At 73.1% G+C, this 26,795-nt stretch carries 20 protein-coding genes; 10 read left to right on the top strand and 10 right to left on the bottom strand.

The annotated features are described in order from the left end of the window. Positions 1-53: 53 nt before the first annotated feature. A complete protein-coding gene (locus CLV43_RS24480; RefSeq protein WP_106189606.1) occupies positions 54-632 on the bottom strand; it encodes a TetR/AcrR family transcriptional regulator in 579 nt (192 codons plus the stop codon). An 84-nt stretch (positions 633-716) separates the two neighbouring features. Between CLV43_RS24480 and CLV43_RS24475 the strand changes: the two genes are divergently transcribed. Then, positions 717-1,598, top strand: a complete 882-nt coding sequence (locus CLV43_RS24475) for an SDR family oxidoreductase (RefSeq protein WP_106189605.1) — start codon at positions 717-719, stop codon at positions 1,596-1,598. A gap of 40 nt (positions 1,599-1,638) precedes the next feature. Next, positions 1,639-2,481: an NAD(P)H-binding protein gene (locus tag CLV43_RS24470; RefSeq protein ID WP_106189604.1), complete on the top strand. Its 843-nt coding sequence runs from the start codon at positions 1,639-1,641 to the stop codon at positions 2,479-2,481. A 22-nt stretch (positions 2,482-2,503) separates the two neighbouring features. On the opposite strand, the gene CLV43_RS24465 is transcribed toward CLV43_RS24470, so the two are convergent. After that, positions 2,504-3,730 (bottom strand): GNAT family N-acetyltransferase, encoded by a 1,227-nt coding sequence (locus tag CLV43_RS24465; protein WP_106189603.1) that lies wholly within the window; start codon positions 3,728-3,730, stop codon positions 2,504-2,506. A gap of 181 nt (positions 3,731-3,911) precedes the next feature. Here CLV43_RS24465 and CLV43_RS24460 point away from each other — a divergent pair, with 181 nt between their 5' ends. Next, a complete protein-coding gene (locus CLV43_RS24460; protein WP_106189602.1) occupies positions 3,912-6,023 on the top strand; it encodes a M6 family metalloprotease domain-containing protein in 2,112 nt (703 codons plus the stop codon). 381 nt (positions 6,024-6,404) lie between these two features. Here CLV43_RS24460 and CLV43_RS24455 read toward each other — a convergent pair whose 3' ends face one another. Together CLV43_RS24455 and CLV43_RS24450 are read right to left on the bottom strand one after the other, a co-directional pair. Then, positions 6,405-7,244, bottom strand: coding sequence for an SAM-dependent methyltransferase (locus CLV43_RS24455; protein ID WP_106189601.1), 840 nt, complete (start codon positions 7,242-7,244; stop codon positions 6,405-6,407). A 39-nt stretch (positions 7,245-7,283) separates the two neighbouring features. Then, positions 7,284-9,545 (bottom strand): ATP-binding protein, encoded by a 2,262-nt coding sequence (locus tag CLV43_RS24450; protein WP_106189600.1) that lies wholly within the window; start codon positions 9,543-9,545, stop codon positions 7,284-7,286. 136 nt (positions 9,546-9,681) lie between these two features. Here CLV43_RS24450 and eno point away from each other — a divergent pair, with 136 nt between their 5' ends. After that, the gene (eno, locus tag CLV43_RS24445) at positions 9,682-10,962 is read left to right on the top strand and encodes a phosphopyruvate hydratase (protein WP_106189599.1); all 1,281 of its coding nucleotides are present in this window, start codon (positions 9,682-9,684) and stop codon (positions 10,960-10,962) included. 181 nt (positions 10,963-11,143) lie between these two features. Further along, positions 11,144-11,809 carry a pyridoxine/pyridoxamine 5'-phosphate oxidase gene (locus tag CLV43_RS24440; protein WP_245886904.1) on the top strand — a complete coding sequence of 222 codons (666 nt, stop codon included), beginning with the start codon at positions 11,144-11,146 and terminating at the stop codon, positions 11,807-11,809. Between the two features lie 10 nt (positions 11,810-11,819). On the opposite strand, the gene CLV43_RS24435 is transcribed toward CLV43_RS24440, so the two are convergent. Genes CLV43_RS24435 through CLV43_RS24410 form a run of 6 tightly spaced genes read right to left on the bottom strand, consistent with a single transcriptional unit; the run spans position 11,820 to position 17,597 of the window. After that, positions 11,820-12,944, bottom strand: coding sequence for an iron-containing alcohol dehydrogenase (locus CLV43_RS24435; protein WP_106189597.1), 1,125 nt, complete (start codon positions 12,942-12,944; stop codon positions 11,820-11,822). Then, on the bottom strand, positions 12,941-14,146 hold the full coding sequence (gene pgk / locus CLV43_RS24430) for a phosphoglycerate kinase (RefSeq protein WP_106189596.1): 1,206 nt from the start codon (positions 14,144-14,146) through the stop codon (positions 12,941-12,943). Before pgk ends, CLV43_RS24435 begins: the two co-directional genes overlap by 4 nt. Then, the gene (argC, locus tag CLV43_RS24425; RefSeq protein ID WP_106189595.1) at positions 14,136-15,227 is read right to left on the bottom strand and encodes an N-acetyl-gamma-glutamyl-phosphate reductase; all 1,092 of its coding nucleotides are present in this window, start codon (positions 15,225-15,227) and stop codon (positions 14,136-14,138) included. Before argC ends, pgk begins: the two co-directional genes overlap by 11 nt. After that, the gene (locus CLV43_RS24420) at positions 15,224-16,255 is read right to left on the bottom strand and encodes a zinc-dependent alcohol dehydrogenase (RefSeq protein ID WP_281262178.1); all 1,032 of its coding nucleotides are present in this window, start codon (positions 16,253-16,255) and stop codon (positions 15,224-15,226) included. Before CLV43_RS24420 ends, argC begins: the two co-directional genes overlap by 4 nt. 2 nt (positions 16,256-16,257) lie before the next feature. Further along, positions 16,258-17,247, bottom strand: a complete 990-nt coding sequence (locus CLV43_RS24415) for an NAD(P)-dependent oxidoreductase (protein WP_211304526.1) — start codon at positions 17,245-17,247, stop codon at positions 16,258-16,260. Further along, entirely contained in the window at positions 17,244-17,597 is a 354-nt protein-coding gene (locus CLV43_RS24410) for a pyridoxine 5'-phosphate oxidase C-terminal domain-containing protein (RefSeq protein WP_106189594.1), read from the bottom strand. Before CLV43_RS24410 ends, CLV43_RS24415 begins: the two co-directional genes overlap by 4 nt. A 644-nt stretch (positions 17,598-18,241) precedes the next feature. Between CLV43_RS24410 and CLV43_RS24405 the strand changes: the two genes are divergently transcribed. From CLV43_RS24405 to CLV43_RS24385, 5 genes are all read left to right on the top strand, one after another. Further along, positions 18,242-19,390, top strand: a complete 1,149-nt coding sequence (locus tag CLV43_RS24405) for a pyridoxal-phosphate-dependent aminotransferase family protein (protein WP_106189593.1) — start codon at positions 18,242-18,244, stop codon at positions 19,388-19,390. Further along, positions 19,390-21,588, top strand: a complete 2,199-nt coding sequence (locus tag CLV43_RS24400; RefSeq protein WP_106189592.1) for an FAD/NAD(P)-binding protein — start codon at positions 19,390-19,392, stop codon at positions 21,586-21,588. The genes CLV43_RS24405 and CLV43_RS24400 overlap by 1 nt, the downstream gene beginning before the upstream one ends. Positions 21,589-21,673: 85 nt before the next feature. After that, a complete protein-coding gene (locus CLV43_RS24395) occupies positions 21,674-22,534 on the top strand; it encodes an isocitrate lyase/phosphoenolpyruvate mutase family protein (protein WP_106189591.1) in 861 nt (286 codons plus the stop codon). 2 nt (positions 22,535-22,536) lie between these two features. Continuing rightward, the gene (locus CLV43_RS24390; protein WP_170155990.1) at positions 22,537-23,778 is read left to right on the top strand and encodes an MFS transporter; all 1,242 of its coding nucleotides are present in this window, start codon (positions 22,537-22,539) and stop codon (positions 23,776-23,778) included. 18 nt (positions 23,779-23,796) lie between these two features. Continuing rightward, positions 23,797-26,793 (top strand): non-ribosomal peptide synthetase, encoded by a 2,997-nt coding sequence (locus tag CLV43_RS24385; protein ID WP_106189589.1) that lies wholly within the window; start codon positions 23,797-23,799, stop codon positions 26,791-26,793. Positions 26,794-26,795: the final 2 nt, after the last annotated feature.

Below are 26,795 nucleotides of genomic sequence, written 5' to 3'. Positions count from 1 at the left end.
TCTATTCCACGGGCGGGTCCACGACCGGGTGAAGTCGGGGCGACGGGAGCCCGTCAGCCCAGTGACGCGCTCGCCGCCCGCAGCTCGTCCAAGGCGGCCAGGGCGTACCCGGCGAACTCGTCCTCGGCACCGCGGTCGCCCTCCGACCACTCGGCGAACGCGCGCTTGAAGGCGAGGACACCCAGCTCGCTGGCCAGCGCGGCGGTCGGGTCCGGCACGCCGCGGGCGACCAGGGCGGCGGTCATGGCGGCCGCGAGGCTGACGCTCTTGAGGGCGTCGCGCTCCTGGAGCTCGGTGCTGGTGGCGATGGCGGCCTTCATCCGGGGGGCGAACTCGCGGTTGGCCGGGCCCATCGCGGTCGAGGCGCGCACGAGGCCGCCCGCGACCGCCTCGAGCGGGCTCGCGCCGTCGGGCGCCTCGGCGATCCCCTCGGTCAGCAGCCTGCTCAGCGCCTCCTGCCCGGCGACCAGCAGCTCGCGCTTGTCGGGGAAGTGCCGGAAGAACGTGCTCTTGGTGACCCCGGCGCGCTCGGCGATCTGCGCGACCGTCGTGGCGTCGTACCCCTGTTCGGTGAACAGGTCGACGGCGGCCAGGACGAGACGTCCGCGCGCGTCCGGCTCCCATCGACCCATGCACCGATCATAGCGACGGGACTCTTGTCCCATCACTCTGGTAGCGTGACGGGACAAGAGTCCCATCACCTCAGGGAGAGATCCATGCGCGTCTTCATCACCGGTGCCACCGGCCTGATCGGGTCCGCCGTCGTCGCGGAGCTGATCGACAACGGCCACCGCGTGCTCGCACTCACCCGCTCCGACGCGTCCGCCCAGGCCGCCGAGGCGGCGGGCGCCGAGCCGCTCCGGGGGTCTCTCACCGACCTCGACGTCATCCGCGCGGGCGCCGCCCAGGCGGACGGGGCCATCCACCTGGCGTTCGGCAACGACTTCAGCAGCCCCGAGGCCCTCGCGACCTGCATCGCCGAGGAGAACGCCGCCCTCACGGCCATCGGCGAGGCGCTCGTGGGCAGCGGCAAGCCCTTCGTCACCTGCTCGGGCACGCCCTACGCGCCGGGTCGCGCCTCCACCGAGGAGGACCCGGTGCCGACCGACGGCCCGGTCGGCGGTCGTGGCCGCTCGGTCGCGGCGGTGCTGGAGCTGGCCTCCAGCGGGGTCAGGAGCTCGGCCGTCCGCCTGCCGCGCACCGTCCACAACGAGGGCAAGGGCGGCTTCGCGGGCCTGCTGACCACCATCGCCCGGCAGACCGGGGTCTCCGGCTACCCCGGCGACGGCACGCAGCGCTGGCCCGCCGTGCACGCGCTCGACGCGGCCGTCCTCTTCCGCCTCGCCCTGGAGGGGGCCGAGGCCGGTACCGCCTGGCACGCCGTGGCGGACGAGGGCGACCAGGTGCGCGACATCGCGGCGGTCATCGGCCGACGGCTCGGCCTGCCGGTCGAGTCGGTGCCCGCGGAGGGCTTCGGTGCCCTCGGCCCGATCTTCGCGGCCGACCAGCCCTCGTCGAGCGCGCGCACCCGGCAGGCCCTCGGCTGGGAGCCGAAGCACCCGAGCCTGCTGGAGGACCTGGAGAACATCCGGGCCTGACCGACGCGAACACCGACCCCGACCGACAGGAGATCACCTCATGGAGTTCGTCGTCCTGGGCGCGCGCGGCAACGTGGGACGCCACGTCGCCGGTGGCCTGCTGACCGCCGGCCACCGGGTCAGAGCGGTCGGCCGGACCGCGCCCGCGATACCGGGGGCGGACAACGTCGCCGCCGACCTGGACCACCCCGAGACGCTGCCCGCGGCGTTCGAGGGTGCCGACGGGGCGTTCCTCTACGGGATGCTCGACCCGATGAGGCCCTACGACATCGGGAAGGTCACCGCCGCGGTGGTGGCCGCGGGGATCCGGCACGTGGTCCTGCTGTCGTCGGTGTCGGTCGTGGACCCCGACGCCGACAGCCCGGTCCCGCGGGTGAACCGGGCGATCGAGCACGCCGTCCAGCGGTCCGGGGTGGACTGGACGTTCCTGCGGCCGGGGTCGTTCGCCACCAACACCCGCACCTGGTGGGCCGAGTCGATCCGCACCGACGGCGTCGTCCGCCTCCCCTACCCGCTCGCGTGGTCGGCACCGGTGCACGAGAAGGACATCGCGGCCGTCGCGGTGACCGCGCTGACCGAGCGGGGCCACTCGCACCAGGCGTACACGATCCACGGTGCCGAGTCCCTCACCCTGCGACGCCAGGTCGAGCACATCGGGGAGGCCCTCGGTCGCCCGGTCCGGGTCGAGCGGGTCTCCGAGGACGAGGGGCGCGCGGAGGTCGCCAAGACCATGCCGCCGTTCGTCGCCGAAGCGATCGTGCGCCAGTGGGCCGCCGCCGACGGCGTCCCGGCGCTGACCTCGGTCATCGCCGAGAAGGTCACCGGCTCGCCAGCGCACACCTACGCCCAGTGGGCCGTCGACCACGCCGACGACTTCCGCTGAGCGCGGCCGACGGTGGGCGCGGTCAGAACCAGTGCACGCAGTGCGGTGGGCGGTCGGCGCGGAAGAGGGCGTCGGCGCGGGCGGCCGCGTCGGGGTGGTGGGCGCGGACGTGGCCCGCGCGCACGAGCGTGCTCGGGGCGGTGCCACCCAGGTAGACCGAGCCCAGGTCCCTGATGTCCAGGGACAGGTCGGGCTCCCGGTCGGTCGGGACGCAGTCGGCCTTGCCGTCCAGCACGGTCAGCAGGTAGCGGTGGTGCTCGCCCAGCGCCGGGTCGTCGACGTCGAGGACCAGCTCGCCGTCGGCGGACCAGCCCCGCGCGGCCAGCGCGCGCGGGACGTCGAGCAGCCGCACCCAGAGCCAGTCGGTGTCGTCGCCCACCTGGCCCGCGCGGAAGTCCGCGAGCTGCCAGCGCAGCGGGTGCCCTGGCGGTACGTGCTTGAACACCACCTCGGTGACCAGGTCGTGGTCGAGCACGTACCGGGCCAGCGCCGTGAAGACCGCGTCGTCGGTGGTGACGGTCTCGTCGACCGTCACCGTCACCGTCGCGCCCTCGCCGAGGGAGTAGCTGGCGTACCCGTCCGGGACACCGCCGGCGTCGCGGTGCACGACGACGTAGCGCGGCGTCGAGGAGACCGGCGGCTGTCCCGCGCCCGCCGCCCACCAGCGGGGCGGCCGGGACAGCGCGCCCGGCTGCGCGCGGCGGTACCGGTCGTAGACCTCCTCCAGGATCCCGCCGCACTCCGACCGGCGGAACAGCTCGACCGAGCCGGTCGCCGGGGCGCCGGCCTCTCCCCGTGCCCGCGGGGGCGTGAAGGCGGACTGGTGGCGGGACACCGTGAGCCGGGACGTGTAGGTCGCGGGTCCGTACCCGAACCTGCCGTAGATCGCGGCCTCGGAGGCGAGCAGCACGGAGGCGATCTCGCCGCGGGCCCGCAGGTCGGTGAGCTGGCGCCGCATCATCGCGGTGAGCACGCCCTGGCGCCGGTGCGACGGCACGACGCCGACGACGGTCACCCCGGCGACCGGGACGACCGCCTCGCCGGGGAGGGTGAGCTCGAAGGAGTACGCGCCCGCGGTGCCGATCGGCCGCCCGTCGACCGTGGTGGCGAGCAGGCCGCGGTCCATCTCGAGCGCCGACCACCAGGCCCCGCCGCCGTCGGCCGGGGTGTTGGGGAAGCGCCCGATCGCGGCGTGGAACGTGCCGACGAGGACGTCGAGGTCCTGGTCCGTGGTGGGTCGGATCTCCATCGTCGCCGCTGCCTCCTCGGTTGTCGGCACCACGACGTGCGGTGCGCCAGTGCAGTGTCGTCGACGGGGCAAGCGAATTACCGCGGTGGCACCGGGATTTCCGTTAACTGACAACGTGTCCGCGCGACCACGCGGAGCGATCACCGGTGGCTAGCGTGTGAGTCGACACCACGGAGGTGGCATGGACCGCACACACGTCCGTCGTGGGACTCGGCGCCCTGCCCTGCTGATCACCGCGCTGTTCTCGGTCGCCGCGCTCGCCGCAGGCAACTCCGGCGTGGCCGCCGCTCCCCTCGACGACCCCCTGCACCACTGGCAGCTCGACCACTGGCCGCGCCGGCAGCCCTGGCAGCAGTCCCCCGACTCCGCCCGCGTGGCGGCCCAGGCCGGGTTCCCCGGCCCCGTCGACCCGCAGAACTGGGTCAACCCCGACCACATGACGTGGGAGGGCGACTACCGGAAGATCCCCGGCACCAACTGGGCCGACCCCGCCGTCAAGGGCTCGGTGCGCACCTTCAAGGGCGCGCTGGTCCTGCTCGACTACCCCAACCAGCCGTTCGTCGTGACGCAGCCCGAGCGGTCCACCGTGTTCGGCAACCCCAGCGCGGAAGCCAGTGGCGTGCCCCGCGACCAGGTCGCCCAGTTCTACCAGGACTTCCTGAACAAGCCGAACGCCGTCAACCGCGGCCACACCGTGCACGAGTACTGGATGGAGGACTCCGGCGGGCGCTACGGCGTCGACCTCAAGGGGTTCGGCCCGTACACGATGCCGGGCAAGGACCACGAGTACGCCATGGAGTTCCAGGGCGGCACCGCCTGCCCCGCGGGCGACACGTGCAACCGCAACATCCGCACCGACGGCAACGCCGCCTGGCTCGCCGACGTGGGCGCGGAAGTGCCCAAGGGCTACGACTTCGTCTACTTCCTGTCCGCGGGCCAGGACGAGTCCGGGACGTGGCAGGAGTTCGGGATGATGAAGTTCCCGACCAAGGAGGCCGTGACCGACGACTTCGGCCCGCCCGACCCGGCCCTGCCGAACTGGTCGCGCACCCGTTACGTCGACTGGACCTCGTGGGCCGCGGGCTCCAGCATCTGGCCCAACGCGGGCGGCGGCTCGTCCACCCAGGCCGAGAGCTCCGGCCAGGGCGTGTACGCGCACGAGCTGAGCCACCTGCTCGGCATCGGCGACAACTACGGCAACCCCTACGGCAGCCCGCCGCGCCGCGACTACAACGGCATCTGGGACATGCTCTCCCGCGGCTCGTTCAACGGCCCCGGCGGCCCGCACTCGCGCTGGGTCATCCCGGCGACCGCGGGCGGGTCGATGGGCTCGCAGCACATGCTCCGCAACAAGATCAAGCTCGGCATCGTCGACGAGCGCAACGTGCTGCGGCTGTCCAGGGAGGCCCTGGCCGACTCCGGCCTGGTCGTCGCCAAGGTCACCGCCCGCACCGTCCAGACCGGGCCCGAAGGCCTGGCAGGCGTCAACATCGCCCTCGGCACCGGCGACCTGTCCCCCGCCTGCGACATCCGGACCGACCCGTTCTGCGACGGCGGCGGCTACCAGAACTACACCGTCGAGGTCGTCGACCGGATGGGCGTCGACTCCTTCACCCCCGACGCGGGCGTGCTGCTCGCCAAGACCAAGAACGAGGACCAGGCGCCGTTCGCCTGGGTCGTCGACGCCAACCCGCAGGACATCGGCATGACCGACTACGTCCTGCCCGACGGCACGAACGTCCCCATCACCGTCGGCGACTACCGCCAGCTGTCGGACGCCCTGTTCCACGCGGGCACCAACTCGGGCAGCGAGTACGAGTACGTCGACACGGCCAACCGCCTGCACTTCTACGTCCTCGACGTCAAACGCGACCCCCAGGGCCTCCTGTCCTACACCGTCGCCATCCGCTCCCTAGACGGTGCCGGTCCCCAACAACGCGGCGTCCGCGTCCTCCCCACCACCGGCCGAGCCGCCTCGAACGACATCGCCACCTGCAACTTCCCCCTCCTCAACACCGGCCGCACCACCACCCCCGCAGGCCAACACCCGGAACCCGTCACCCAGTACGTCGACGGCGACGTCTACCGCGTCTCCGCCAAAGCGGAGAACTCCGGCTGGACCGTCTCAGTCCCCAACGCCTTGACCACAGCCAAGTTCGGCACCCAGGTCAACGTCCCAGTCCTGGCCAAACGCACCAACGGCCCTCTCATGTCCAAGATCACCCTCACCGCCACCTCGGAAAGCAACCCAACCAAAACCACCACCGCCTCCTGCACCGTCGTGGGCAGGTAACGACACAAGCCAAGCGAGTAAACGCAAACGCAAACGCCCTACACAGCAACGCTGGAAGCGAGCCAACGCAAACGCCCCACCCAGCAACGCTGGAAGCGACAAGCCGCCCTACCCAGCGACGCTGGAAGCGAGCGGCGCTCGTCCGCTCGTGCGGTCGGCTTGACTTGGGGTTTTTGGGCTTACAATGAGTCGGCGGGCAGGCTCTACCACCTGCCCTTTTTCGCCCGACGAAGCCCAAAAAAGGGGCCCCAAGTCAAGCCGACCGCACCTGGGTCCGCTGCAGCGACACCCCCGGAGACCACGGCTAGCGACACCCCGGGAGTCCGCGCTACCAACACCGGGCGACACACCGCGCCTCCCAAACCAAGCGAGACACCCCCCTCAACGCCTCCCCGTCACCACATCCCCACCCCACACCCGCACATCCACGAACCCGTTCCCCTCCAACAACCCCACCGCCTCCTCATCCCCCAACGTCCCACCCCCGAACATCAGGTTCTCCAGCTCCCCCGCCCTCCCCAACGCCATCACCAGCGTCCCCCCGCCCTTCATCGCCCTCAGCACCCGAGGCAGCGCCTCGACGAGCACCTCACGCGGGATGAACTGCTGCGGCACCCACACCAGGTCGAAGGCCTCCACCTCGGCCAGTTCCCCCACCGACTGCTCCCGGATCTCGATCCGATCCCCGAACCCGGAGGCGGCGACCTCCTCCCGCGCCACCTCCACCGCCACCGGGCTCACGTCGATCCCCACCGCTCGCAGACCGGGGAACTCACCGCACAGCCGGATCGGGATCCCCGCCGCGCCGACTCCCACGTCCAAGAGCGAACCGGCGTCCGCCAGTGCCTCCCCGCAGCACCTCCCCATGATCGCCCGCACGATCCCCCCGCTGGTCCGCCCCCGGAACCGGACGAGCTCACGATTGCTTTCCGCCCACCCCGGCCCCGCACCGTCCGCGAACCGCACGGCCTGCGCCAACCGCTCCCGCACGTGCCCGCCGAGCGCCGACAGCGGCGCCCCCTGCGGCAGCCCGGCCAGGACCGCCGCACCGGGCCGAACCGGGTCGGTGTCCAACCAGCCCGCCTCGACGAGCAGCTGTTGCGCCAGCACCGACACCTCGTCGTCGGGGTCGGCCTCCCGTTCGAGAAGCCCTCGCCCCGCGAGCCGGCCGACCGCGGCGACCACCCAGAGCTGCTTGTTCAGATCATCGATAAGCGTCACACCGGGAAGGCGTAAACCGGCACCGAACGATCCGTTCGCTCACACCCGCCAGCGCGCCGGACCACCCGGCGCGGGCGCGTACCGGCACACCAGCCCCGTCCGCACGGACTCCTGCAGGTGCGCGCCCGCCCGTGGCGCCGACTCGGCGATCCGCGCCAACGCCGCCCGCAGCGTCCGCGTCACGTTGACGCGCGCCCGTTCCGCCTCCGACGGCGCGGCTCGGCGCCTCCCGCCCAGCCCGGCGGCCCGGCGCAGCTCGTCGAGCAGCGCCTCCCGTTCGGGGTCGTCGGGGTCCAGCACCGCGAGCCGCGCCCGGTAGGCCTTGAGCGCCGTGTCATCGAGCACCGGTTCGGCACCGGCGGCGACCAGCCCGGCCCCGCCCGCGGCGAGGTCGAGAGCGGAGATCTCCTGGCCAGGGGCGGAGACCAGCGCCCGCAGGTAGTGCAGACCGCGCGAGTCCCGCAGCCGGACGACCTCGGAACCCGCCTCCAGCAACCAGTCCTCGCCGTCGCGGCCCAGCCGCCACTCGTCGGCCGGGCGCGCCAACCGTTCCAGCAGCAGCACCATCCCTAGCCGTTCGGCGGTCGCGCGGGCTCGGCTCCGCAGCTCCTCGTCGCCGGTCAGGTCGGCGAGCGCGGCCTGGCTGTGGGCCAGCGCGGGCAGGGCGCCGATCTCCTCCTCGAGCACCGCGGCCGCCTTGAGGTGGACCAGGGCCTCCTCCCGCCGCCCGAGGACCTCGGCGAGCCGACCGAGCCGGTGGGAGACGCTGCCCCAGACCGTGCTCGCCCCGCTCCACACGACGAGCCTGCCCGCGAACGGTTCCAGCGCCGCGTACAGGCGTCGCGCGGCGGCGGTGTCGCCGGTGACGACGGCGACGTGGCCGAGGTCGGCCATCGCGGCGACCCACCGGGGTCCGGAGCCCGCGAGCACGCTGGGGAGCACCCGTCCCAGCTCCGCCGCGGCCTCGGCGTCGCGGCCGACCAGCGTCAGCATGCGCGCCGCGGTGGCCTCGAAGAAGTGCCCTGGGAACCGGCGCGCCATCGCGAGCACCGGCCCCAGCTCGGCCTCGACCGCGACGCGGTCGGCGCGCTCCCACCCCACCATCCCGAACCTCACGGTGGCGACCAGCCGCCGCGTGTCCGGCACGCCGAACCGCATGCCCAGCCGCACGACCTCGTCGGTGACCGCCTCGACCTCGTCGAACCGGCCGCGCAGCGCGGCGATCATCGCGTGCCTGCTCAGCGCCATCACCACGTCGCCACCCGACCCGGTCGCCGCCGCCAGTCGTTCGAACGTGCCGAGCACGGACTCCGCGGCACCGAGCCGACCGAGCTCGGTCAACGCGACGAACTGCCAGAAGAGCCCTTTCAGCTCAAGGGTCGCGTCGGCGGTGCTCCGGGCGAGCGCGACGATCCGCGCGCCGGTGTCGAGGCGGTCCTGTGCGGGCAACGGGTCCCAGCACGCGGACAACCGGGCGTCGAGCACGTCCGCCGAGGCCGACGGGTCGTCGCCCGCCAGCCGCAGGGCCTCGGTGACCAGGTCGTGGCGCCGGTCGCGCGCCGACGCGTCCCCGACCAGCTCGCGGGCCAGCCTCGCCAGCACGCGCGCCCGTGTCGGGTCGTCCGGCGCTCGCGGGACGGCGAGCTCCAGCAACCGGACCAGCGCGACGTCGATGTCGAGGAACTCGTTGGCGGACAAGGCGTTCAGCGCCATGGTGACGATCGGGTCGCCGGTCCCGTCCAGCGCGGCGAGCCGGTGCGCGACCCCCGGCAGGCCGCGCGAGGCCACCCACAAGGCGTTGGACGACGGCAGGACGGCGGCGAGCTCGTCCTCCGCCAAGCCGCCGATCCTGAGCTCGCGGCCGGTGTCGAGGGAGGTCGTCGCGGTCGCGACCACCACGGTGCGGCCCGCGCCGACCCGGCCCGCCAGCACGGCGAGCAGCGCGACGGCCGCCGGTCCGGCGCGGTCGACGTCGTCCACCACGACCACCGTGCGGTCCGGCGACACCAGGCGGCGGGCCACGTCGTCCAGCTCCAGCGGACCGGGCTCGCCCAGCAGCGGCGCGACGACCTCGTCCGGCACTCCCAGATCACGGGCGACCTGGGCCCACACCAGGGGTCCACCTCCCCGCAGGACGCGGAACCCGCGCCCGTGCGCCAGGTCGACGGCGGCGTCGGCGAGCGCGGTCTTGCCCGCGCCGCGCGGGCCGGTCACCACCAGCACCCCACCGTGCCCGGCACCCGCCCGGTCCAGTGCGCGGGCGAGCTCCTCGAGCTCGACGTCCCGGCCGACCAGCACCACTCGTCGACACTAGCCGACGACCTCTCGCCGACCGGCCTCGACGTCGAACGGGGAGGAGGAGTGCTGACGGCGCCGCATCATTATCGATACAGTGAAGTCGTACGACAACGAGGTCCACGTCAGAGCAGGGAGAGAAATGACTGCCATCGTCCGTGTGGTCGGCCGACAGATCCTCGACAGCCGGGGCAACCCCACCGTGGAGGTCGACGTCGAGCTGGAGGACGGTTCGCTCGGCAGGGCCGCGGTCCCGTCCGGCGCGTCGACCGGCACCAGGGAAGCGGTCGAGCTGCGCGACGGCGACAAGAAGCGCTTCCACGGCAAGGGGGTGCGCGCCGCGGTCGACGCCGTGAACGGCGAGATCGCGAAGACCGTCGTCGGCATGGCCGCCGAGAAGCAGGCCGAGGTCGACAACGCGCTGATCGCGCTGGACGGCACGCCCAACAAGGCCAGGCTCGGCGCGAACGCGACGCTGGGCGTCTCGCTCGCCGTGGCCAAGGCCGCCGCGGCCGCGCACCGCGTGCCGCTGTACCGCTACGTGGGCGGCGCGTACGCCCACCTGCTGCCGATGCCGATGATGAACATCATCAACGGCGGCGCGCACGCGGACAACGCGATCGACTTCCAGGAGTTCATGATCGCGCCGATCGGCGCCGAGACGTTCTTCGACGCCGTGCGCGTCGGCTCGGAGATCTTCCACACGCTGCGCAAGGAGCTCCACGAGGCGGGCCACAACACCAACGTCGGCGACGAGGGCGGTTTCGCGCCGAACCTCGGCTCCGCCGACGAGGCGCTGGAGTTCGTCGTCAACGCCGTCGAGAAGGCCGGTTACGAGCCCGGCACCGACGTGGCGCTGATGCTCGACCCGGCCGCCTCGGAGTTCTACCGCGACGGCGTCTACGACTACACCGGCGAGGGCCGCAAGCGCTCGGTCGAGGAGCACGTCGGGTACCTGGCCGAGCTGACGGCGAAGTTCCCCATCCTGTCCATCGAGGACGGCATGGCGCAGGACGACCTCGACGGGTGGAAGCTGCTCACCGACACCATCGGCGACCGCTGCCAGCTCGTCGGCGACGACGTCTTCTGCACCAACGTGGCCCTGCTGGGCGACGGCATCGAGCGCGGCATCGCCAACTCGATCCTGGTCAAGGTCAACCAGATCGGCACGCTGACCGAGACGCTCACGACGACCGACCGCGCCCACAAGGCCGGGTACTCGGTGGTCATGTCGCACCGCTCCGGCGAGACCGAGGACACGACCATCGCCGACCTCGCGGTCGCGATCAACTGCGGCCAGATCAAGACCGGCTCGCTGTCGCGCTCCGACCGCACCGCGAAGTACAACCAGCTCATCAGGATCGAGGAGGAGCTCGGCTCAGAGGCCCGCTACGCCGGGCGCTCCACCATCCGCACGCGCTGACTGCCGGGATCCTCGGGGGTGGCGCTCCCCTGTCGCTCGCGGCAGGACGAGCACCACCCCCGAGGGTCTGCCCCGGACACCGCCGCTCGTGATGCCACGGACGCCCTGGGCGAACCCGGTCATCTCCCAGTGTGGTCGCCTCCATGATCACCCGTGGAGCGGATTCGCTAGCATCGACCCGGTGACCGCGACGGACAACCCCATCAGGCGACTGCTCCGAGGCCTCCCCTCGCTGGCCGGTCCGCTCCCCTCCTTCGACCTCGACAGCGCGCCGGACGACCCGGACGCGCTGTTCGAGGAGTGGCTGCGCGACGCGGTCGAGTCCGGCGTCACCGAGCCGCACGCGATGACCCTGTCGACGACCGACCACGGCGGACGCCCGTCGGCGCGGGTGCTGATCCTGAAGAACCTCGACGGCGGGCTCTGGCAGTTCGCGTCCGGGTCGGGCAGCCGCAAGGGCAAGGAGCTCGCCGACAACCCGTGGGCGGCGCTCACGTTCTACTGGCCGAGCCTCGGCCGCCAGGTGCGCGTCCGCGGCGCGGTGGTCGTGGCCGACGCCGAGGACAGCGCGCGGGACTACCTGAACCGGTCCCCGAGCGCGCGGGCGGCGGCGAAGCTGTCGCGGCAGAGCGACGTGCTCGGCAGCCGCGAGGAGAGCGTCGCCGCCGTGGCCGAGGCGACCGAGGAGATCCTGCGGGACCCGGACTTCGTCGCTCCCGAGTGGACGGTGTACGGCGTGCGGGCCGACGAGGTCGAGTTCTGGCAGGGCGACGAGGGCCGCAACCACACCCGGCTGCGCTACACCGCGACCGGCGACGGGTGGTCCGCGGACCTGCTCTGGCCCTGACCGGTCGGCGCTACCGGGTGAAGGACCGTTCGTAGAGCTCGCGCAGCAGGTCGGTGTCGGGGTCCGGGATCGGGTCGTTGTCGAGGTTCCCCGTCACGGCGGCCACGAAGTCGTCGACGTGCTTCGGCTCGAACCCGTGCTCGCGCAGGTCGGCCTCCAGCCCCGCGACCCGGCGCAGGGCGGCGATCGCCTCGGCGGGGTCGTCGTGCCCGAGCATGCGGGCCACCTCGTCGAGCCTGCCCGCGGCGTGCGGGCGGACGCGGTCGACCCACGCCGGGTAGACCGCGGCCAGCCCCCGGCCGTGGGAGATCGGCACGCCGGGCACCGACCCGATGGCCTGCTGCAGCCGGTGCGGCAGGCAGGTGCTGGCCAGCGCCACGTTCGCCCCGCCCAGCAGCGCCGCCATCGCCATGTCGTCCAGCACGGCGTCGTCCGCGCGACCGGCGGCGACCTCGGGCAGGCGCGCCCCGAGGATCCCCAGCGCGCGCACGGAGAACTCGCGGGACTGCTCGGTCGAACGCCGAGCCAGGTAGCCCTCCACGGCGTGCGCCAGCGCGTCGAACCCGGACTCCACGGCCACCGCGAGCGGCACGGTGGCGAGCAGTCCGGGGTCGACGACCGCGAGCCGGGGGAACAGGGCGGTGCCGCGGATGCCGGACTTCAGGTTCCGCTCGGTGTCGGTGATGATCGAGCCCTTGGTGACCTCGGCCCCGCTGCCCGCGGTCGTCGGGACGGCCACCACGGGCACCAGGTCGGTGACGTCGTCCAGCGTCCGCCCGACCAGGGGGCCGATGGGGCCGAACCGCAGACCGACGGCGATCGCCTTGGCGGCGTCGATGGCACTGCCACCGCCGAGCCCCACGACGACGTCGCAGCCCTCGCGGGTGGCGACCGCCACGGCGGCGTCGACCTCGCTCGCCTTCGGGTCCGGGGACACCGCGTCGAACGTCGTCGTGCGCACGCCCGCGTCGTGCAGGACACCCAGCAGCGCGTCGAGCACGCCCGCCCGGCGCAGGGCGTGGCGCCCGGTCACGACGAGGGCGTGGCCGCCCAGCGCGCGGGTCCGCGAGCCGAGCTCCAGCGAGCTCCCCCGACCGAAGACGACCTCGGTGGGAACGGGCAGGTCGATGATCATGTGTCGCCTTCCTCGGTCGCGGGTGACCCGCGCAGCGCGTCGAGCGCCGGGCAGGTGCCGTGGGCCAGGTAGTGCAGGGCCGATCCTCCGCCGGTGGACACCGGTCCGTCCCAGGGCAGCTCCGCCGCGGTGTCCCCGCCGAGCAGGAGCAGGTCGACCGCGGGTGCCGTCAGCAGGTCGACCAGGTGCCCCGACCCCGTGGTGAACCCACGTGCGCAGTGGCCGGGTGGCCCCGCGACGAACGCCCTCGCGCCACGGGTCGCGAGGTGGGTGAGCCGGGCCCTCGTCGCGGCGGACACCACGAGGTCGACCACGGCGTGACCGGGTGGCACACCGTCGGACACCCGGACCGTGCGCGCCGGTCCGGTCGGGGGTGCCACGACGACCTCGTCCGGGAGCAGCAGCTCCGCCCGGTGCGGCCGTCCCAGCACGTCCCGCGCCACCGCCAGGCACTCCTCCGGCCGGGAGCCCAGCTCGGACCCGCCGACGTCGTACCCCTTGGCGCGCAACAGGGTGTTGAGCACGACCCCACCCGGGACGACGACGTCGTAGGTGTCCATGACGTGGGCGAGCCCCGTCAGCGTCTTCTCCGGTTTGCTCCCGCCCAGGACCGCGACGGAGGCCAGGTTGTCGCGCGCGCCCGCCCACGGGGCCAGCAGCTCCACCTCGCGCACGACGCTGTCGGCCAGGAAACCCGGTCGGAACGCCATGATCCCCACGTTGGAGGCGTGGGCGCGGTGCGCCTTGGAGAACCCGCCCGCGGCCACGAGGTCGCCCAGCGCGGCGAACTCCGCGGCCAGGGCGGGGTCGCCCGCCGTCTCGCCCGCGTGGTGCCGGGTGTTGCCGAACACCACCAGCTCCCCCGGCCCGATCCGCTCCGCGCGCCGCGCGGCGTCCGGACCGGTGTTGACCGGGTGGTAGTCCACCGGCGCGGCCAGCCGGGCGCGCAGGTGGTCGGCGACGAAGTCCAGGGCGAGCGCGGTGCCGTGCTCGCCCTGGTGCGAGAGCAGGGCGACCCGGCAGCCCGCGCGCAGCAGGAGGCCGAGGTCGGCCAGCTCGGTGTCGAGGCGTTCCGACCGGCGCGAGGAGGGGGTCACGTTGAAGCCCGCCGAGTAGATCCACCGCTGCCCGCGGCCGAGGGGGGCGTCCCTCAGCAGCGGCACTCCGCGCAGCGCCGGGGCGGTGCCGGTCTCAGAGCGCATACGCGCGCAGCCCCGCCGTCTCGGGCAGGCCCAGTGCGACGTTCATGTTCTGGATCGCCGACCCGGCCGCGCCCTTCACGAGGTTGTCGGTGACCGCGACGACCTTCACCACGTTCCGGTCGGCGTCGTGGTCGAGGCCGAGGTGGCAGAAGTTCGAGCCGACCACGTCGGCCAGCCTCGGGTACAGGTCGTACTGCTTGTCGTTGATCTTCCCGGTGCGGGCGTTGTCGTTGACCAGCACGAAGAACTCGCCGTCGTGGCCCGCGCCGTAGAACCGGGTGTAGGTCTCCAGCAGCTCCGCGCGCGAGGTCGGTCCGGTGAGTCGGACGTTGGCCTGCAGGTGGATGCCCCTGGCGAAGTTCCCGTGCGTGGTGTTGAGGTCCACGCCGACCTCGTGGCCGGTCAGCGCGCCGAACACGGCCTCGAGCTCGGGTCCGTGGCGGTGGCCTTCGAGGCTGTAGGCGAGCATGGACCCGAAGACCTCGGCGTGGGCCAGGTCCTTCTTCGGCGTGGTGCCCGCCCCGGTGGTGCCGTTGACGGCGTGCACGGCCACGTCGTGGATCCCGTCGCCGCGGGCGTCGAGCAGCGGGGCCAGCGCCAGCACGGCGGTGAGGGCGTAGCAGCCGGGGTTGGCGATGAGGCGCGCCTTGCGCACCAGGTCCCGGTTCAGCTCGGTGGCGCCGTACACGGCCTCGTCGAGCAGTTCGGGCGCCGCGTGCACCACCCCGTGGGCGCGTTCGAAGGCGGCCGGGTCGGCGAACCGGAAGTCCGCGCTGAGGTCCACCACGACCGCGCCCGCGTCCAGGTAGTGCCGCGCGGCCAGCATGGCGTGGCCGGTCGGGGTGCAGAAGAACACCACGTCCAGGTCCACCGCCCGCGCCTCCAGCTCGTCCACGGTGGTGAACACGAGGCCGGAGCCCGCGAGGTTGGGGTGGGTCCGCTCGAACGACCGGTCGTCGCGCACCGCGGGCAGGATCGTGCCGACGTCCGGGTGGCCGAGCAGCAGCCTGCACAGCTCGCCCCCGGTGTACCCCGCCGCGCCGACCACGCCGACCACGAGGTCACGTCCTCCGCCGCTCATCGCCCACCCCTCCCGTCCGAGACCGCCAGGACGACCTTGCCCACCGGGCCGCCCTTCGCCAGCACGCGCATCGCCTCGTCGGCGGCGGCCAGCGGGAACCTGTGCGTGACCATCGGGCGCGGGTCCACCTCGCCGCGCTCCAGCCAGCCGATCACCTCGGTGAAGTCCGCCGCCGTGGACAGCGCGGAGAACCGGACCACGACCTCCTGCGACACCAGCGGGTTGAGGTCGACGTCCTGCGGTCGGTCGAAGTAGCTGACCACGACCACCTCGCCGCCGGGCCTGGTCATCGCCGCCGCCTGCGCGAGCGCGCCGGGGTGACCGGAGGCCACCAGCACGACGTCCGCGCCGGTGGGCACCGCACCGGGGTCGGCTCCGTCCACGAAGGACTCGGCGCCCAGTTCCAGTGCCAGGGCGCGCTTCTGCGTCCCGATGTCCACGCACGTGACGGCGCGGGCGCCCAGTCGGACCGCGGCCACCAGGCAGCTCAGCCCGATGCCGCCGGTGCCGAGCACCGCGACGTCGCCGCCCGCCACGCCGGTGGCGAGCCGCACGGCGTGCAGCCCGATGGACAGCGGTTCGACCAGCGCGCCGAGTTCGTCGTCCACCTCGGCGGGCAGCCGGAAGGCCATGTTCGGGCGCAGCAGCACGTACTCCGCGAACGACCCCTCCCAGCCGAGGTGGCTGAGGTTGAGCCTGCTCGTGCACCGGTTCGTGGCCCCGGCCGCGCAGTCGACGCACTCCCCGCAGTGGGAGAACGCGGCCGAGCAGACCCGGTCGCCCTCGGCGAACCCCTCGACGTCCGCGCCCACCCTCACCACGTGGCCGCTGAGCTCGTGGCCGAGCACCACCGGCGCGGTCTTGTACGGGTGGTGCCCGGCGTAAGTGGCCAGGTCGGACCCGCAGATCCCGGTGCGGCTCACCCGCACCAGCAGCTCGCCGGGTCCGGGCTCGGGGCGGTCGACGGACCGGTGCTCGATGACCCGGTCGCGCGACAGGACGGCGGCCGCCATCGTCGTGGTCGGCACGCTCAGCACACCACGTTCGCGATGTCGCCGCCCGTCAGCGCCGTGCGGATCGAGTCGACCACGATCTCGCCGATCCGCCGCTGCGCGTCCAGCGACATCGCGCCGATGTGCGGGGTCAGGACGACGTTGTCGAGGTCCGCGAACGGGCTGCGGGTGCGCTCGTTGGACACCACGTCGAGGCCGGCACCCGCGATCGTCCGGTCCCGCAACGCCGCCAGCAGCGCGTCCTCCTCGACGACACCCGCACGGGCGACGTTGATCAGGAACGCGGAGTCCTTCATCAGCGCCAGCTCGCCCGCACCGACCATCCCGCGGGTGGCGTCGGTGAGCGGGACGGCGAGGCACACCACGTCGGAGGAGGCGAGCAGGTCCTTGAGGCCGACCGGTTCCGCGCCGCTCGCCGTGACGCCGCGGCGGTACTCCTCGTCGTCGCGGCGCGAGGTGACCAGCACCCGCATCGACAGCGCACGCCCCAGCGCGGCGACCCGCGAGCCGATGGCGCCGTGGCCGACCACACCGAGCACGCTGCCGCCCAGCTCGCGGCCCGCGAGGCGGGGCTTGTCCCAGATGCCCTCCCGCAGCTGCCGGTCGGCGAGGGCGATCTTCCTGGCGACGGCGAAGGTCAGGCCCAGCGCCAGCTCGGCCACGGCCGCGGACGAGCCGCCCGGCACGTTGAAGACCCGCACGCCCGCCGCGGCGAGCGCGACCAGGTCGAGGTTGTCGGTGCCCGAACCCGCGCGGCACACCAGCGACAGCCGGGTGGCGGCGGCGACCACGGACGCGTCGATCCGGACACCGCTGCGCACGATCAGCACGTCGACGTCGCGGACCAGCTCCCGCAGCTCCGCCTCCGGCGGCTGGAACCGGACGCGGACGTCGAAGTCCTCCTCCAGGCTGCGCAGCGCGGTCTCGTCGATCGGGTCGAGCACCAGGATCGACCGCTTCAACGTGGTGGTGCCGGTGCCGGGTCGTTCGGCCCTCGATGTCGTCAACTGCGTTCCTCTCCGTCGCGCCAAGAGATCGTCTTGCCGGGGTCGGTCAGAGCAGGTCGGGGGTGCGGCCGCCGGGCGGTCCAGCCGTCGCCGTCGGCGGTGCGGGGGTGCCTGCGGTGCAGGCGGCTCGCGTGGCCGTGCCAGAACTCGACGCGCCAGGGCACCAGCCGGTGGGCCGCCCACCCCTCGGGCCGAGGCAGGTCGTACCCTCTCGCGGTGCCCGCCGCGGTGGTCTGCCGGAGGGTCTCCCGCCAGTGGAAGGTCAGCGCCGCCCCCTGGTCCGCGGGAGGGTCGTCGAACTCGGGCAGGACAAGGGCGGCGCCACCGCCGAGCGTGTCTTGTGCGGACATTCTCGCTTTCCGTTCGAAGGGCGGCCTGGTAGGTCCGCCCTTGACCGTCGGGGCGGTTGCGATACTTCAGGTCTAACCACTTTCTTCCCGGATCGCCACCGACATGAGGGGTAGTGCGATACAGGACACATTTGCTTGGCGCGAACGCACCCCATTGATTTGTCGATACGCGACAGCAGTGGCCGAAAGTTTCGTAAAGTAGATGATTCCGCCTTTCGACGTCAAGTTAACGGCGAGTGTCGACAACAACTCGCCGTCCGCCCGGCATCGTGCCGCCGGCGACGGCCACCTCGCGTCGCCTGGCCATAGCATGATCGGTACAGGCGTTGCGACACAAGGGGAACCCCTCGAACACCAGAAGTCCGGAAGTGGACAACATGTCACCGGACATGCACTTCCCAGTCACCCGAACGGAGCAGGTACAGCAGGCGGCTTTCTGGTTAACTGCTGATATCCGCCGAACGCCGAATACGCGCGTTTATTCACCGTGCAATTCAGCGAGCAGCGGAATCGGCATTGCCGGTCCGGGAGGTATGTCCATTTTGCCGGACTGGCGTCCGGTGGATGTCGCACCCGGTTCCGAACCAATTGGGACGGTATCCGCGCGTTTAGCCGCCTGTCCAGTAGACGAAAGCGAGCACTTCATGCCGGACGCATTCGCGTCGAAGTACGGAAAGGCCGCACCTCCGCCGTCCAGGACGGTCCTGCTCAACCCCGGCCCGGTCAACGTGCACGAGCGGGTCCGCTCCGCGCTGGCCTACCCCGACGTCTGCCACCGCGAGCCCGAGGTCGCCGACCTGATGACCAGGGTCCGGGCGAAGGCCACCGCGGTGTGCGGCGGCGACGAGACCTGCACGAGCGTGCTGCTGGCGGGGTCGGGCACCGCGGCGCTGGAGGCGGCCGTCTCGTCGGTCGTCCCCGCCGACGGCCGGATCCTGGTGCTGGACAACGGGAACTACGGCCTGCGCATCCACCTCATCGTGGCCACCCACGGCATCGACGAGACGTACCTGGAGTTCGGCTGGACCAACCCGATCGACCCGGCGGCGGTCGAGCGGGCGCTGGTGGACGACCCGACGATCACCCACGTGGCGATGGTCCACCACGAGACCAGCACCGGGATGCTCAACCCGGTCCGCGCCATCGGCGAGATCACCCACCGGCTGGGCCGGTCCCTGCTGGTCGACGCGATCAGCAGCGTCGGCGCGGAGAGCTTCGACATGCTGGCCGACCACGTCGACTGGTGCGTGGCCACGGCGAACAAGTGCCTGGAGGGCCTGCCCGGCGTCAGCTTCGTCTGCGCGCCGAGGTCCCGCTTCGAGGAGCTGGCCGACGTGCCGGCGCACACGTTCTACCTCGACCTGCACGGCCACTACCGCGGCCAGGCGATCGTGGGCGCGCCGCTGTTCACGCCCGCGGTGCAGGTGATGTTCGCCTTCGAGCAGGCGCTCGACCTGGTGCTGGAGGAGACCGTCACCGGCCGGGCGGCCCGCTACGCCGAGCTCGCGGCGCAGGTCCGCGCGGGGCTCGCCGAACGGGGCATGGAGTTCCTGCTGCCCGCCGAGCACTGGAGCAACAGCGTCACCAACGTCATGGTGCCCGACGGCGTGCGCTACGCCGACCTGCACGACGGCCTGAAGGACGAGGGCTACGTGGTGTACGGCGTGCAGGAGGAGCTGGGCGCGGTGTTCCGGGTCGCGAACATGGGCCAGCTCGACGAGGCCGACATCAAGGGCTTCTTCAGCGCGCTCGACCGGGTGCTGCCCGCCGTCCGGACCGGGGGTGCCGCCTGATGGGCAGGACCGTCCGCCTCGCGGTGATCGGCGCGGGCCCCAGCGCGACGTACGTGATGGAGCGGCTCGCCGCCACCGCGGACTCGCTGGGCGAGGGGACCTCGCTGGAGATCCACGTGTACGACCGCTCCGGGCACTTCGGCGACGGCGAGGTGCACAGCGCCGAGCAGCCGACCACGAGCTTCCTCAACCGGATCGTCGGCCAGGTCGCCTTCGCGGCGGACGAGAGCGTGTCGGACGCGGGCCCGCTGCTGCCCAGGGAGCTGCGCCCGACGCTGCACGAGTGGTGCCGGACCAAGTTCGACGAGACGGGCGACCCGTCGTTCGACCTGAGCCCGGAGGACTGGCCCAAGCGCTACGTCCACGGGCTCGCGCTGCGGGAGCAGTTCGGGACCTACCTCGACCTGCTGCGGGCGCACCCCCGGATCGACGTGCTCCTGCACGGCACCGAGGTGGTCGACCTGGTCGAGCAGGCCGACGGCCTGCGCCCGGTCACCGCGGACGGCGCCGCCCAGGGGGTCGTCGACCACGTGCTGATGCTCACCGGGCACTCCGCGAACGACCCCGCGTCGCTGCCCCGGCAGCGCGCGTGGGCCGAGTTCGCCGCCAAGGGCCCGGCGACCTTCGTGTCCTCGGTGTACCCGCTGGAGGTGGGGCTGCCGGAGGACGTCGTGGCGCCCGGCCAGTCCATCGGGTGCGCCGGCATGGGCCTGACGGCTATCGACGTCGTCCTGCACCTGACCGAAGGCCGGGGCGGCACCTACGACGAGGTCGACGGCCGACTGGTCTACCGGCCGTCGGGCCGCGAGCCCGCGTCGATCCTGGCGTTCAGCGGTTCGGGCCTGTTCACCTTCGCCCGCCCGTTCAACGCGAAGGAGCGCGACCTCGCGAACCTGGAGCACCGCGGCGTGTTCCTCACCGAGGGCGCCGTGGACCGGTTGCGGGCCGCGGTCGGCTCCCCCGTCCTCATCGGCGACCGGGTGCGCCGCCAGCTGGACTTCGAGCGGCACATCCTCCCGATCGTGCTGCTGGAGATGGCGCTGCTGCAGCACACCACGCTGCTCGGTCCCGACGCCGGTGCCGCGCTCGCCGACGCCGCCCGGCCCGCGTTCGAGGCGTTCCTGCGCGACGCGGGCGGCGACGTCGACCCCGAGGGCGCCCAGCGCGTGCTGCTGCGCCCGCTGGAGCAGGCGTTCACCACGATGGCGGCCGTCCTGGACGCCGTCCTGCGCGGTGAACGGCCGATCGCCGGGACCGACCCCCTGCTGTCCGCGGCGCTGCGCCGCTTCCTGCACGTGGTGTACGGCGAGGCGGCCGCCGCGGAGCTGGCGGGGCTGCTCGACGACCCGGCCTCGTTCGCCGCGGCCGTGGCGGCCGCCACGTCGCCGTGGGGCAACGAGACCACCGTGGCGGGCAACGCGTTCTCCTGGAAGGACACCATCGAGCCGGTCGACGGCACGGTGGGCGAGGACGGCTTCCGCGAGGCGCTGCTGGAGTTCATGCGGCTGGACCACCTGCGGGCCGACCAGAACAACGTCGACAACCCGGTCAAGGCCGCAGCCGACGGCGTCTGGCGGGACCTGCGGCCGGTGCTCGCGCACGCGGTGGACTTCGGCGGGCTGACCGCCCGGTCGCACCGGACGTTCCTCGACGTCTACATGCGACACCACAACCGGCTGGCCAACGGCGCCGCGCTGGAGGTCATGGAGAAGATGCTCGCGCTCGTCGAGCACGGGCTGCTCGACGTGTCCGTCGGTCCCGGCGCGAGCGTGCGCGGGGTGGACGGCCGGTGGCGGGTCACCGGGCGGGACACCGGAGTCGAACGGGACTTCGACGTCCTGGTCGACGCCAGGGTGCACTCCTTCGACCCGGAGGCCGACCTCTCACCGATCTACCCGAACCTGCTGCGGCGCGGACTGGTCCGCAAGTGGCGCAACCCCGGCCAGGACGGCGCGCCGGACTTCGAGCCCGGTGGGCTCGACCTGACCGACGGCTTCCACCCGGTCCGGTCCGGCGGTTCGGCCGACGAGCGGCTCACGTTCCTCGGGCCGCCCAGCGAGGGCGTCATGTTCTTCCAGCTTGGGGCGCTGCGCCCGAACCAGGACCACCACATCATGCACGACGTCCTGCGCTGGCTCCACGAGTTCTGGGGCCACGTGCGGACCGCGGACGACCTCGACGCGGCCCTCGTCCGCTAGCCGGACCCGGTCCCGCGACGCGACGGACCGGCGGACCCGGTCCCCGAGAAACCACGGTCCACGAGACACACAGGGAGAACACCGAATGCTCAGGCGCGAACACCAGAGCTTCCGCACCGTGCTGGCCGCCAACAAGGTGGTCCGGCTCGCCGGCGCCCACGACGCCATGGGCGCCGCGCTGGCCGAACAGGCGGGGTTCCAGGGCGTGTGGGCCTCCAGCCTGGAGATGTCCGCCGCCCGCTGCCTGCCCGACGCGAGCGTCATGACGATGACGGAGTACCTCGAAGGCGCGTCGAACATGCAGAAGGCGCTGTCGATCCCGGTCGTCGCCGACTGCGACACCGGCTACGGCAACAACCTCAACGTGGCGCACATGGTGCACGAGTACGAGGCCGCGGGCATCACCGCCGTGTGCATGGAGGACAAGCTCTTCCCGAAGATGAACAGCTTCGCGGGCGGCGCGCAGACGCTGCTGAGCACCGAGGCGTTCGCGAGCAAGGTCGAGACCGCGAAGAACGCGCAGCGCGACCCCGACTTCTTCGTGATCGCCAGGACCGAGGCGCTGATCAGCGGGCTGAGCGTCGAGGAGGCGCTGGAGCGCTGCCACGCCTACGCCGACGCGGGCGCCGACGCCGTGCTGATCCACTCCAAGGCCAAGGTCAACGACCAGGTGCTGGAGTTCCTGCGGGCGTGGAACGGTCACCGCCCGGTGGTCGTCGTCCCGACCACCTACCCGGAGTGGCACGTCGACGACGCCGCCGCGGCGGGCGTGTCCGTGGTGATCTACGCGAACCAGGGGCTGCGGGCCACCGTGTCGGCGCTGCGCGACACGTTCAAGACGATCCTGACCCTCGGCGAGACGACCTCGCTGGAGTCCCGGATCGCGTCCGTCACCGAGGTCTTCGAGCTGCAGAACCTCGACGACTGGCAGAAGCTGGAGGTGTGAGCGTGCCTCCCGCCACGAACGCGGTGAGCGGGAGCGCCCGGCGGTGGCTGTCCGCGGTGGTCCCCGAACCGGGGGCCGCCCGCGGACTGGCCGTGCTCGTGCTCGCCCAGTCGCTGGGCACGGGGCTGTTCCTGACCTCCAGCGCGGTGTTCCTCACCCGCGTCGTCGGGCTGAGCCCCCAGCAGGTCGGTCTCGGGCTCGGTGTCGCCGGGCTGTGCGGCATCGCGGTCAGCACCCCGGCGGGCGCGCTCGCGGACCGGTTCGGGTCGAGGCGCCCGCTGGTGGCCGCGCACGTGCTGTGCGCGGCGGTGGTGGCCGCCTACGGGCTGGTCTCCTCGTTCACGCCGTTCCTGCTGGCCGTGGTGGCGATCGGGGTGTGCGAGGGCGCGGCGGAACCGCTGCGGGCGACGCTGGTGCACGAGCGGGTCGGCGCGGCCGCCGCCGTCGTGCGCGGCAGGCTGCGGGCGGTGTTCAACATCGGCTTCGCCGCGGGCTCCGCGCTCGCGGGGCTGGCGCTCACCGTCGGCACGCGCGCGGCGTTCGTCGCGGTCGTCCTCGCGACGGCGGCCACGCACCTGGCGTGCGCGTGGATCGCCGCGCGGCCGTCCGACGGCTCGCCGCGCGCCACCGGTCCTCGCGAACGGACGACCCGCGGCGCGTTCCGCGACGTGCGGTTCCTGGTGCTGACCGCGGCCAACGGCGTACTGGAGCTGCACTCGGTCGTGATCACCCTCGCCGTGCCGCTGTGGATCGTCACGAGCACGGCGGTCGGCGCGGGCTTCAACGCGGTGCTGCTGGTGCTCAACACGGCGCTGGTCGTGCTGTTCCAGGTCCGGATCGGCAAGGCCGCCGACGACCTGGCCGATGCCGCGCGGGCGCAGACCAGGGCCGGTCTGCTGCTCGCGGTCGGCTGCGCGGTGACGGCGCTGTCGGGCACCGGCGGCCCGCTGGTCGGCATGGCCGTGCTCCTGGTGGGCGCGGTCGTGGTCGCCTGGGGCGAGATGGTGCAGAGCGCGAGCGCGTTCACCCTGTCGTTCGAGCTGCCGCCACCCGGCAGGCAGGGCGAGTACCAGGGTGTGTTCGCGATGCGCAAGGGCGTTCGCCAGTCCGTGGGCCCGCCGCTGGTCACCTGGCTCGTCATCGGGACGGGCGTGGTGGGCTGGTTCGCGCTGGCGCTGGTGTTCGCCGCGGCCGGGGTGCTCGGCTCGTCGGCCGCGAGGCCGCGCCCGGACGCGACGACGTAGGAATTCGGAAGGAAACCCATGCAGGACAAGGTTGACCCGCACGTTCCCGTGCACGGGCTGATCGCCGAGCAGATCAGGGTGCGCCCGGACGCGGTCGCGGTCAGCGACGCCGAGCGGTCGTGGACCTACCGCGAGCTGTCGGAGAACGCGGACCGGCTGCTCGACGCGCTGCCCGGCCACATCGGGCGCGGCGACGTCGTGGGGGTCCACGTCGGCCGGACCGTCGAGGCGGCCGCGGCCGTGCTGGCGGTGCTCAGGTCGGGTGCGGCGTACGCGCCGCTGGAGCCCACCTACCCGCTCGACAGGCTGCGGTTCGTCGCGCAGGACGCGAAGTTCAGCGCCGTGATCAGCGACGACCCGGAAACAGCGGCACTGCTGTGCCCCGTCGTGGTTTCCACGTCGGACGTCCCCAGCGGACCGCGGCGCGAGCCCGCCGACGTGCGCCCGGACGACGCGGCGTACGTGATCTACACCTCCGGCTCGACCGGGCAGCCCAAGGGTGCCGTCTCGGCGCACCGCGGAGTGGCGAACATCGTGGCCCACGCCAGGGACAACTTCGGGTTCGCGCCGTCGGACTCGGTGCTGGCGATGGCGTCGTTCGCGTTCGACTTCGCCGCGCTGGAACTGCTGCTCCCGCTGGTCTCCGGCGGCACGCTGCACCTGCTCGACCGGGCCGTCGCCCGCGACCCCGACGCGCTGTCGGCGGCGTTGCGCGAGCGGTCGGTCAGCTACCTGATGGGCACGCCGTCGATGTTCGCCGCGATGCTCGGCGCGGGCTGGGAACCGCCGGGCACGCTGACGGTGGTCGCGGGCGGCGAGGTGCTCCCCCGCGCACTCGCCGACCGGCTGGCCGTGGTGAAGGCGACGTGGAACATCTACGGGCCCACGGAGACCACGATCTTCTCCACCTGCGAGCGGGTGGCACCGGACGGCGACGTGACGATCGGCCGTCCGGTGTCCGGCACCGTCGTGCACCTGCTCGACGGCGTCGACCCGGTCCCCGACGGCGAGGTCGGCGAGATCTGCGTCGGCGGCGTCGGCGTGGGCCTGGGCTACCTCAACCGGCCGCAGCTCACCGCGCAGCGGTTCGTCGAGGACCCGACGGGCGGCGACCACCTCGTGTACCGGACCGGCGACCTCGGCAGGCTGCGCCCGGACGGGCGGATCGAGTACGCGGGCCGGACCGACGACCAGGTGAAGATCCGCGGGTTCCGGGTCGAGCTGGGCGGGATCGAGGCCGCGCTGCGCGAGCACCCGGCCGTCGCCGAGGCCGCGGTGGTCGTGCACGACGGGCCGGTGCTGGCCGCCCACGTGGTCGCGCGGCCCGACGTGGAGAACCTGGACGCGACACTGCGCGGGTACCTGCGGGAGCGGCTGCCCGCGCACGAGGTGCCGCACCGGATCCTCGTGGTGGAGTCGCTTCCGCGCAACGGCAACGGCAAGGTCGACCGCCGGGCGCTGCGCCTGTCCCCCGTCGAGGCCGAGGTCGCGCGGGACGGCGACCTGCTGGCGATCTGGCGCGACGTGCTGGGGCGCCAGGACGTACGGCCCACCGACGACTTCTTCGACATGGGCGGCGACAGCCTCTCGGTGCTGCGGCTGGTGACCCGCGCGACCGCGGCGGGCGTGCCGATCTCGGTCCGCGACGTCTACCGGAACCCGACCGTCGCGGGACTCTCGGCGGTCGACGGCACCACCGCGGCCGCACCGGTCGCGGAGACCGCGACCCCGGCGCTCCTCCCGTCGCAGCACTGGTTCTTCGGCCTCGGCCACCCCGACCCCTCCCACTTCGTCGAGCCCGTCGTGCTCGCCGTGCGCGACCGGCTCGACCGCGACGCGCTGGCCAGGACGCTGACCGACCTGACCGTCCGGCACGCGGTCCTGCGGTCCCGGTTCTCACCGGACCACGAAGGCGTCTCCCTGGCCGCGCCCGACGCGTCGTTCCCGCTGTCCTGGCTCGACTCCACCGGCCTGGACGAGCGGGAGGCCGAGGCGGCGTACCGCGCGGCCGTGGACGGGCTGTACGGCCGGTTCGACATCGGGTCGGCCCCGGTGTGCCGCGCCCTGTACGCCGCGTCGGACCACGGCGACCGGCTGGTGCTCGCCTTCCACCACCTGGTGGTCGACGGGGTCAGCGTGCAGACGCTCGCCCAGGAGCTCGACCTGCTGCTCAGGGGCGAGCCCGTCGCCGCGCCGTCGCTGTCCGCGTTCGGGCACGCGGCCTCGTTGCGCCGGTCCGCGCTGGGCACGTCCGGCGCGCGGATGGCGCGGGAGTGGCTCTCGTTCCCGTGGCGCGAGGTGGGCCGGCTGCCCGCCGAGGCACCGCGGGGCGGTCTGGCGCGGTCGGAGATGGCCTCGTTCGCGCTCCGCTGCGGCGAGGGGCTCAGCGCGGACGTCCTCGGGCTGGCGCGGGGCTCGGCGACGAGCACCGAGCAGGTCATGCTGGCCGCCGTCGCCGCCGGGACCGCGGACTTCTGCGGGCACGACACGGTCGCGATCGACGTCTTCCGGCACGGCCGCACCCCGCAGCCCGCGGGCCCGGACGTCACCCGCACGGTCGGCTGGCTCGCGGGCGTGGTCCCGCACGTGCTGACCGTGCCGCGGCAGGCGGGTCCGGCGGGCGCGGTCAGCGCGCTGCGCCAGCAGCTCCTGCACGTCCGCACCGTCGAGCAGGCCTGGGGTCCGCTGCGCTACCTCGGCGCGGACACCGAGTGGGGACCGCGCTTCGCCGCGCTGCCGCGACCGCAGGTGTACGTGCACTACCGCGGTCGCGGCCTGCACGACCTGCCGACCTCCGACCTGTTCCGCCGCACCGACGACCACGTCGGCCAGGGCAAGTCGCCGGAGAGCAGGACGTTCTCGCAGATCGAGGTCAGGATCGACATCGTCGACGAGCGCCTGTCGTTCGACTGGAGCTACAGCCCGCGCATGTTCGCCGAGGGGGCGGTCCGCGACCTCGCCGCCGCCACCCTGCGGCACCTGGAGCTGTTCACCCGCGCGGTCCTGGCGGGCTGACG

Origin of the sequence: Umezawaea tangerina (genome assembly GCF_003002815.1) — a bacterium.
Classification (GTDB): domain Bacteria; phylum Actinomycetota; class Actinomycetes; order Mycobacteriales; family Pseudonocardiaceae; genus Umezawaea; species Umezawaea tangerina.
The sequence above is the reverse complement of the archived record's forward strand: the minus strand, read 5'-3'. Positions and strand labels throughout refer to the sequence as shown.

Excerpts from the sequence above, each read along its gene's own strand:
- CLV43_RS24480 (WP_106189606.1), bottom strand. The coding sequence starts at position 632 with ATGGGTCGATGGGAGCCGGACGCGCGCGGACGTCTCGTCCTGGCCGCC.
- CLV43_RS24475 (WP_106189605.1), top strand. The coding sequence starts at position 717 with ATGCGCGTCTTCATCACCGGTGCCACCGGCCTGATCGGGTCCGCCGTC.
- CLV43_RS24470 (WP_106189604.1), top strand. The coding sequence starts at position 1,639 with ATGGAGTTCGTCGTCCTGGGCGCGCGCGGCAACGTGGGACGCCACGTC.
- CLV43_RS24465 (WP_106189603.1), bottom strand. The coding sequence starts at position 3,730 with ATGGAGATCCGACCCACCACGGACCAGGACCTCGACGTCCTCGTCGGC.
- CLV43_RS24460 (WP_106189602.1), top strand. The coding sequence starts at position 3,912 with ATGGACCGCACACACGTCCGTCGTGGGACTCGGCGCCCTGCCCTGCTG.
- eno (WP_106189599.1), top strand. The coding sequence starts at position 9,682 with ATGACTGCCATCGTCCGTGTGGTCGGCCGACAGATCCTCGACAGCCGG.
- CLV43_RS24435 (WP_106189597.1), bottom strand. The coding sequence starts at position 12,944 with ATGATCATCGACCTGCCCGTTCCCACCGAGGTCGTCTTCGGTCGGGGG.
- pgk (WP_106189596.1), bottom strand. The coding sequence starts at position 14,146 with ATGCGCTCTGAGACCGGCACCGCCCCGGCGCTGCGCGGAGTGCCGCTG.
- argC (WP_106189595.1), bottom strand. The coding sequence starts at position 15,227 with ATGAGCGGCGGAGGACGTGACCTCGTGGTCGGCGTGGTCGGCGCGGCG.
- CLV43_RS24410 (WP_106189594.1), bottom strand. The coding sequence starts at position 17,597 with ATGTCCGCACAAGACACGCTCGGCGGTGGCGCCGCCCTTGTCCTGCCC.
- CLV43_RS24405 (WP_106189593.1), top strand. The coding sequence starts at position 18,242 with ATGCCGGACGCATTCGCGTCGAAGTACGGAAAGGCCGCACCTCCGCCG.
- CLV43_RS24400 (WP_106189592.1), top strand. The coding sequence starts at position 19,390 with ATGGGCAGGACCGTCCGCCTCGCGGTGATCGGCGCGGGCCCCAGCGCG.
- CLV43_RS24395 (WP_106189591.1), top strand. The coding sequence starts at position 21,674 with ATGCTCAGGCGCGAACACCAGAGCTTCCGCACCGTGCTGGCCGCCAAC.
- CLV43_RS24385 (WP_106189589.1), top strand. The coding sequence starts at position 23,797 with ATGCAGGACAAGGTTGACCCGCACGTTCCCGTGCACGGGCTGATCGCC.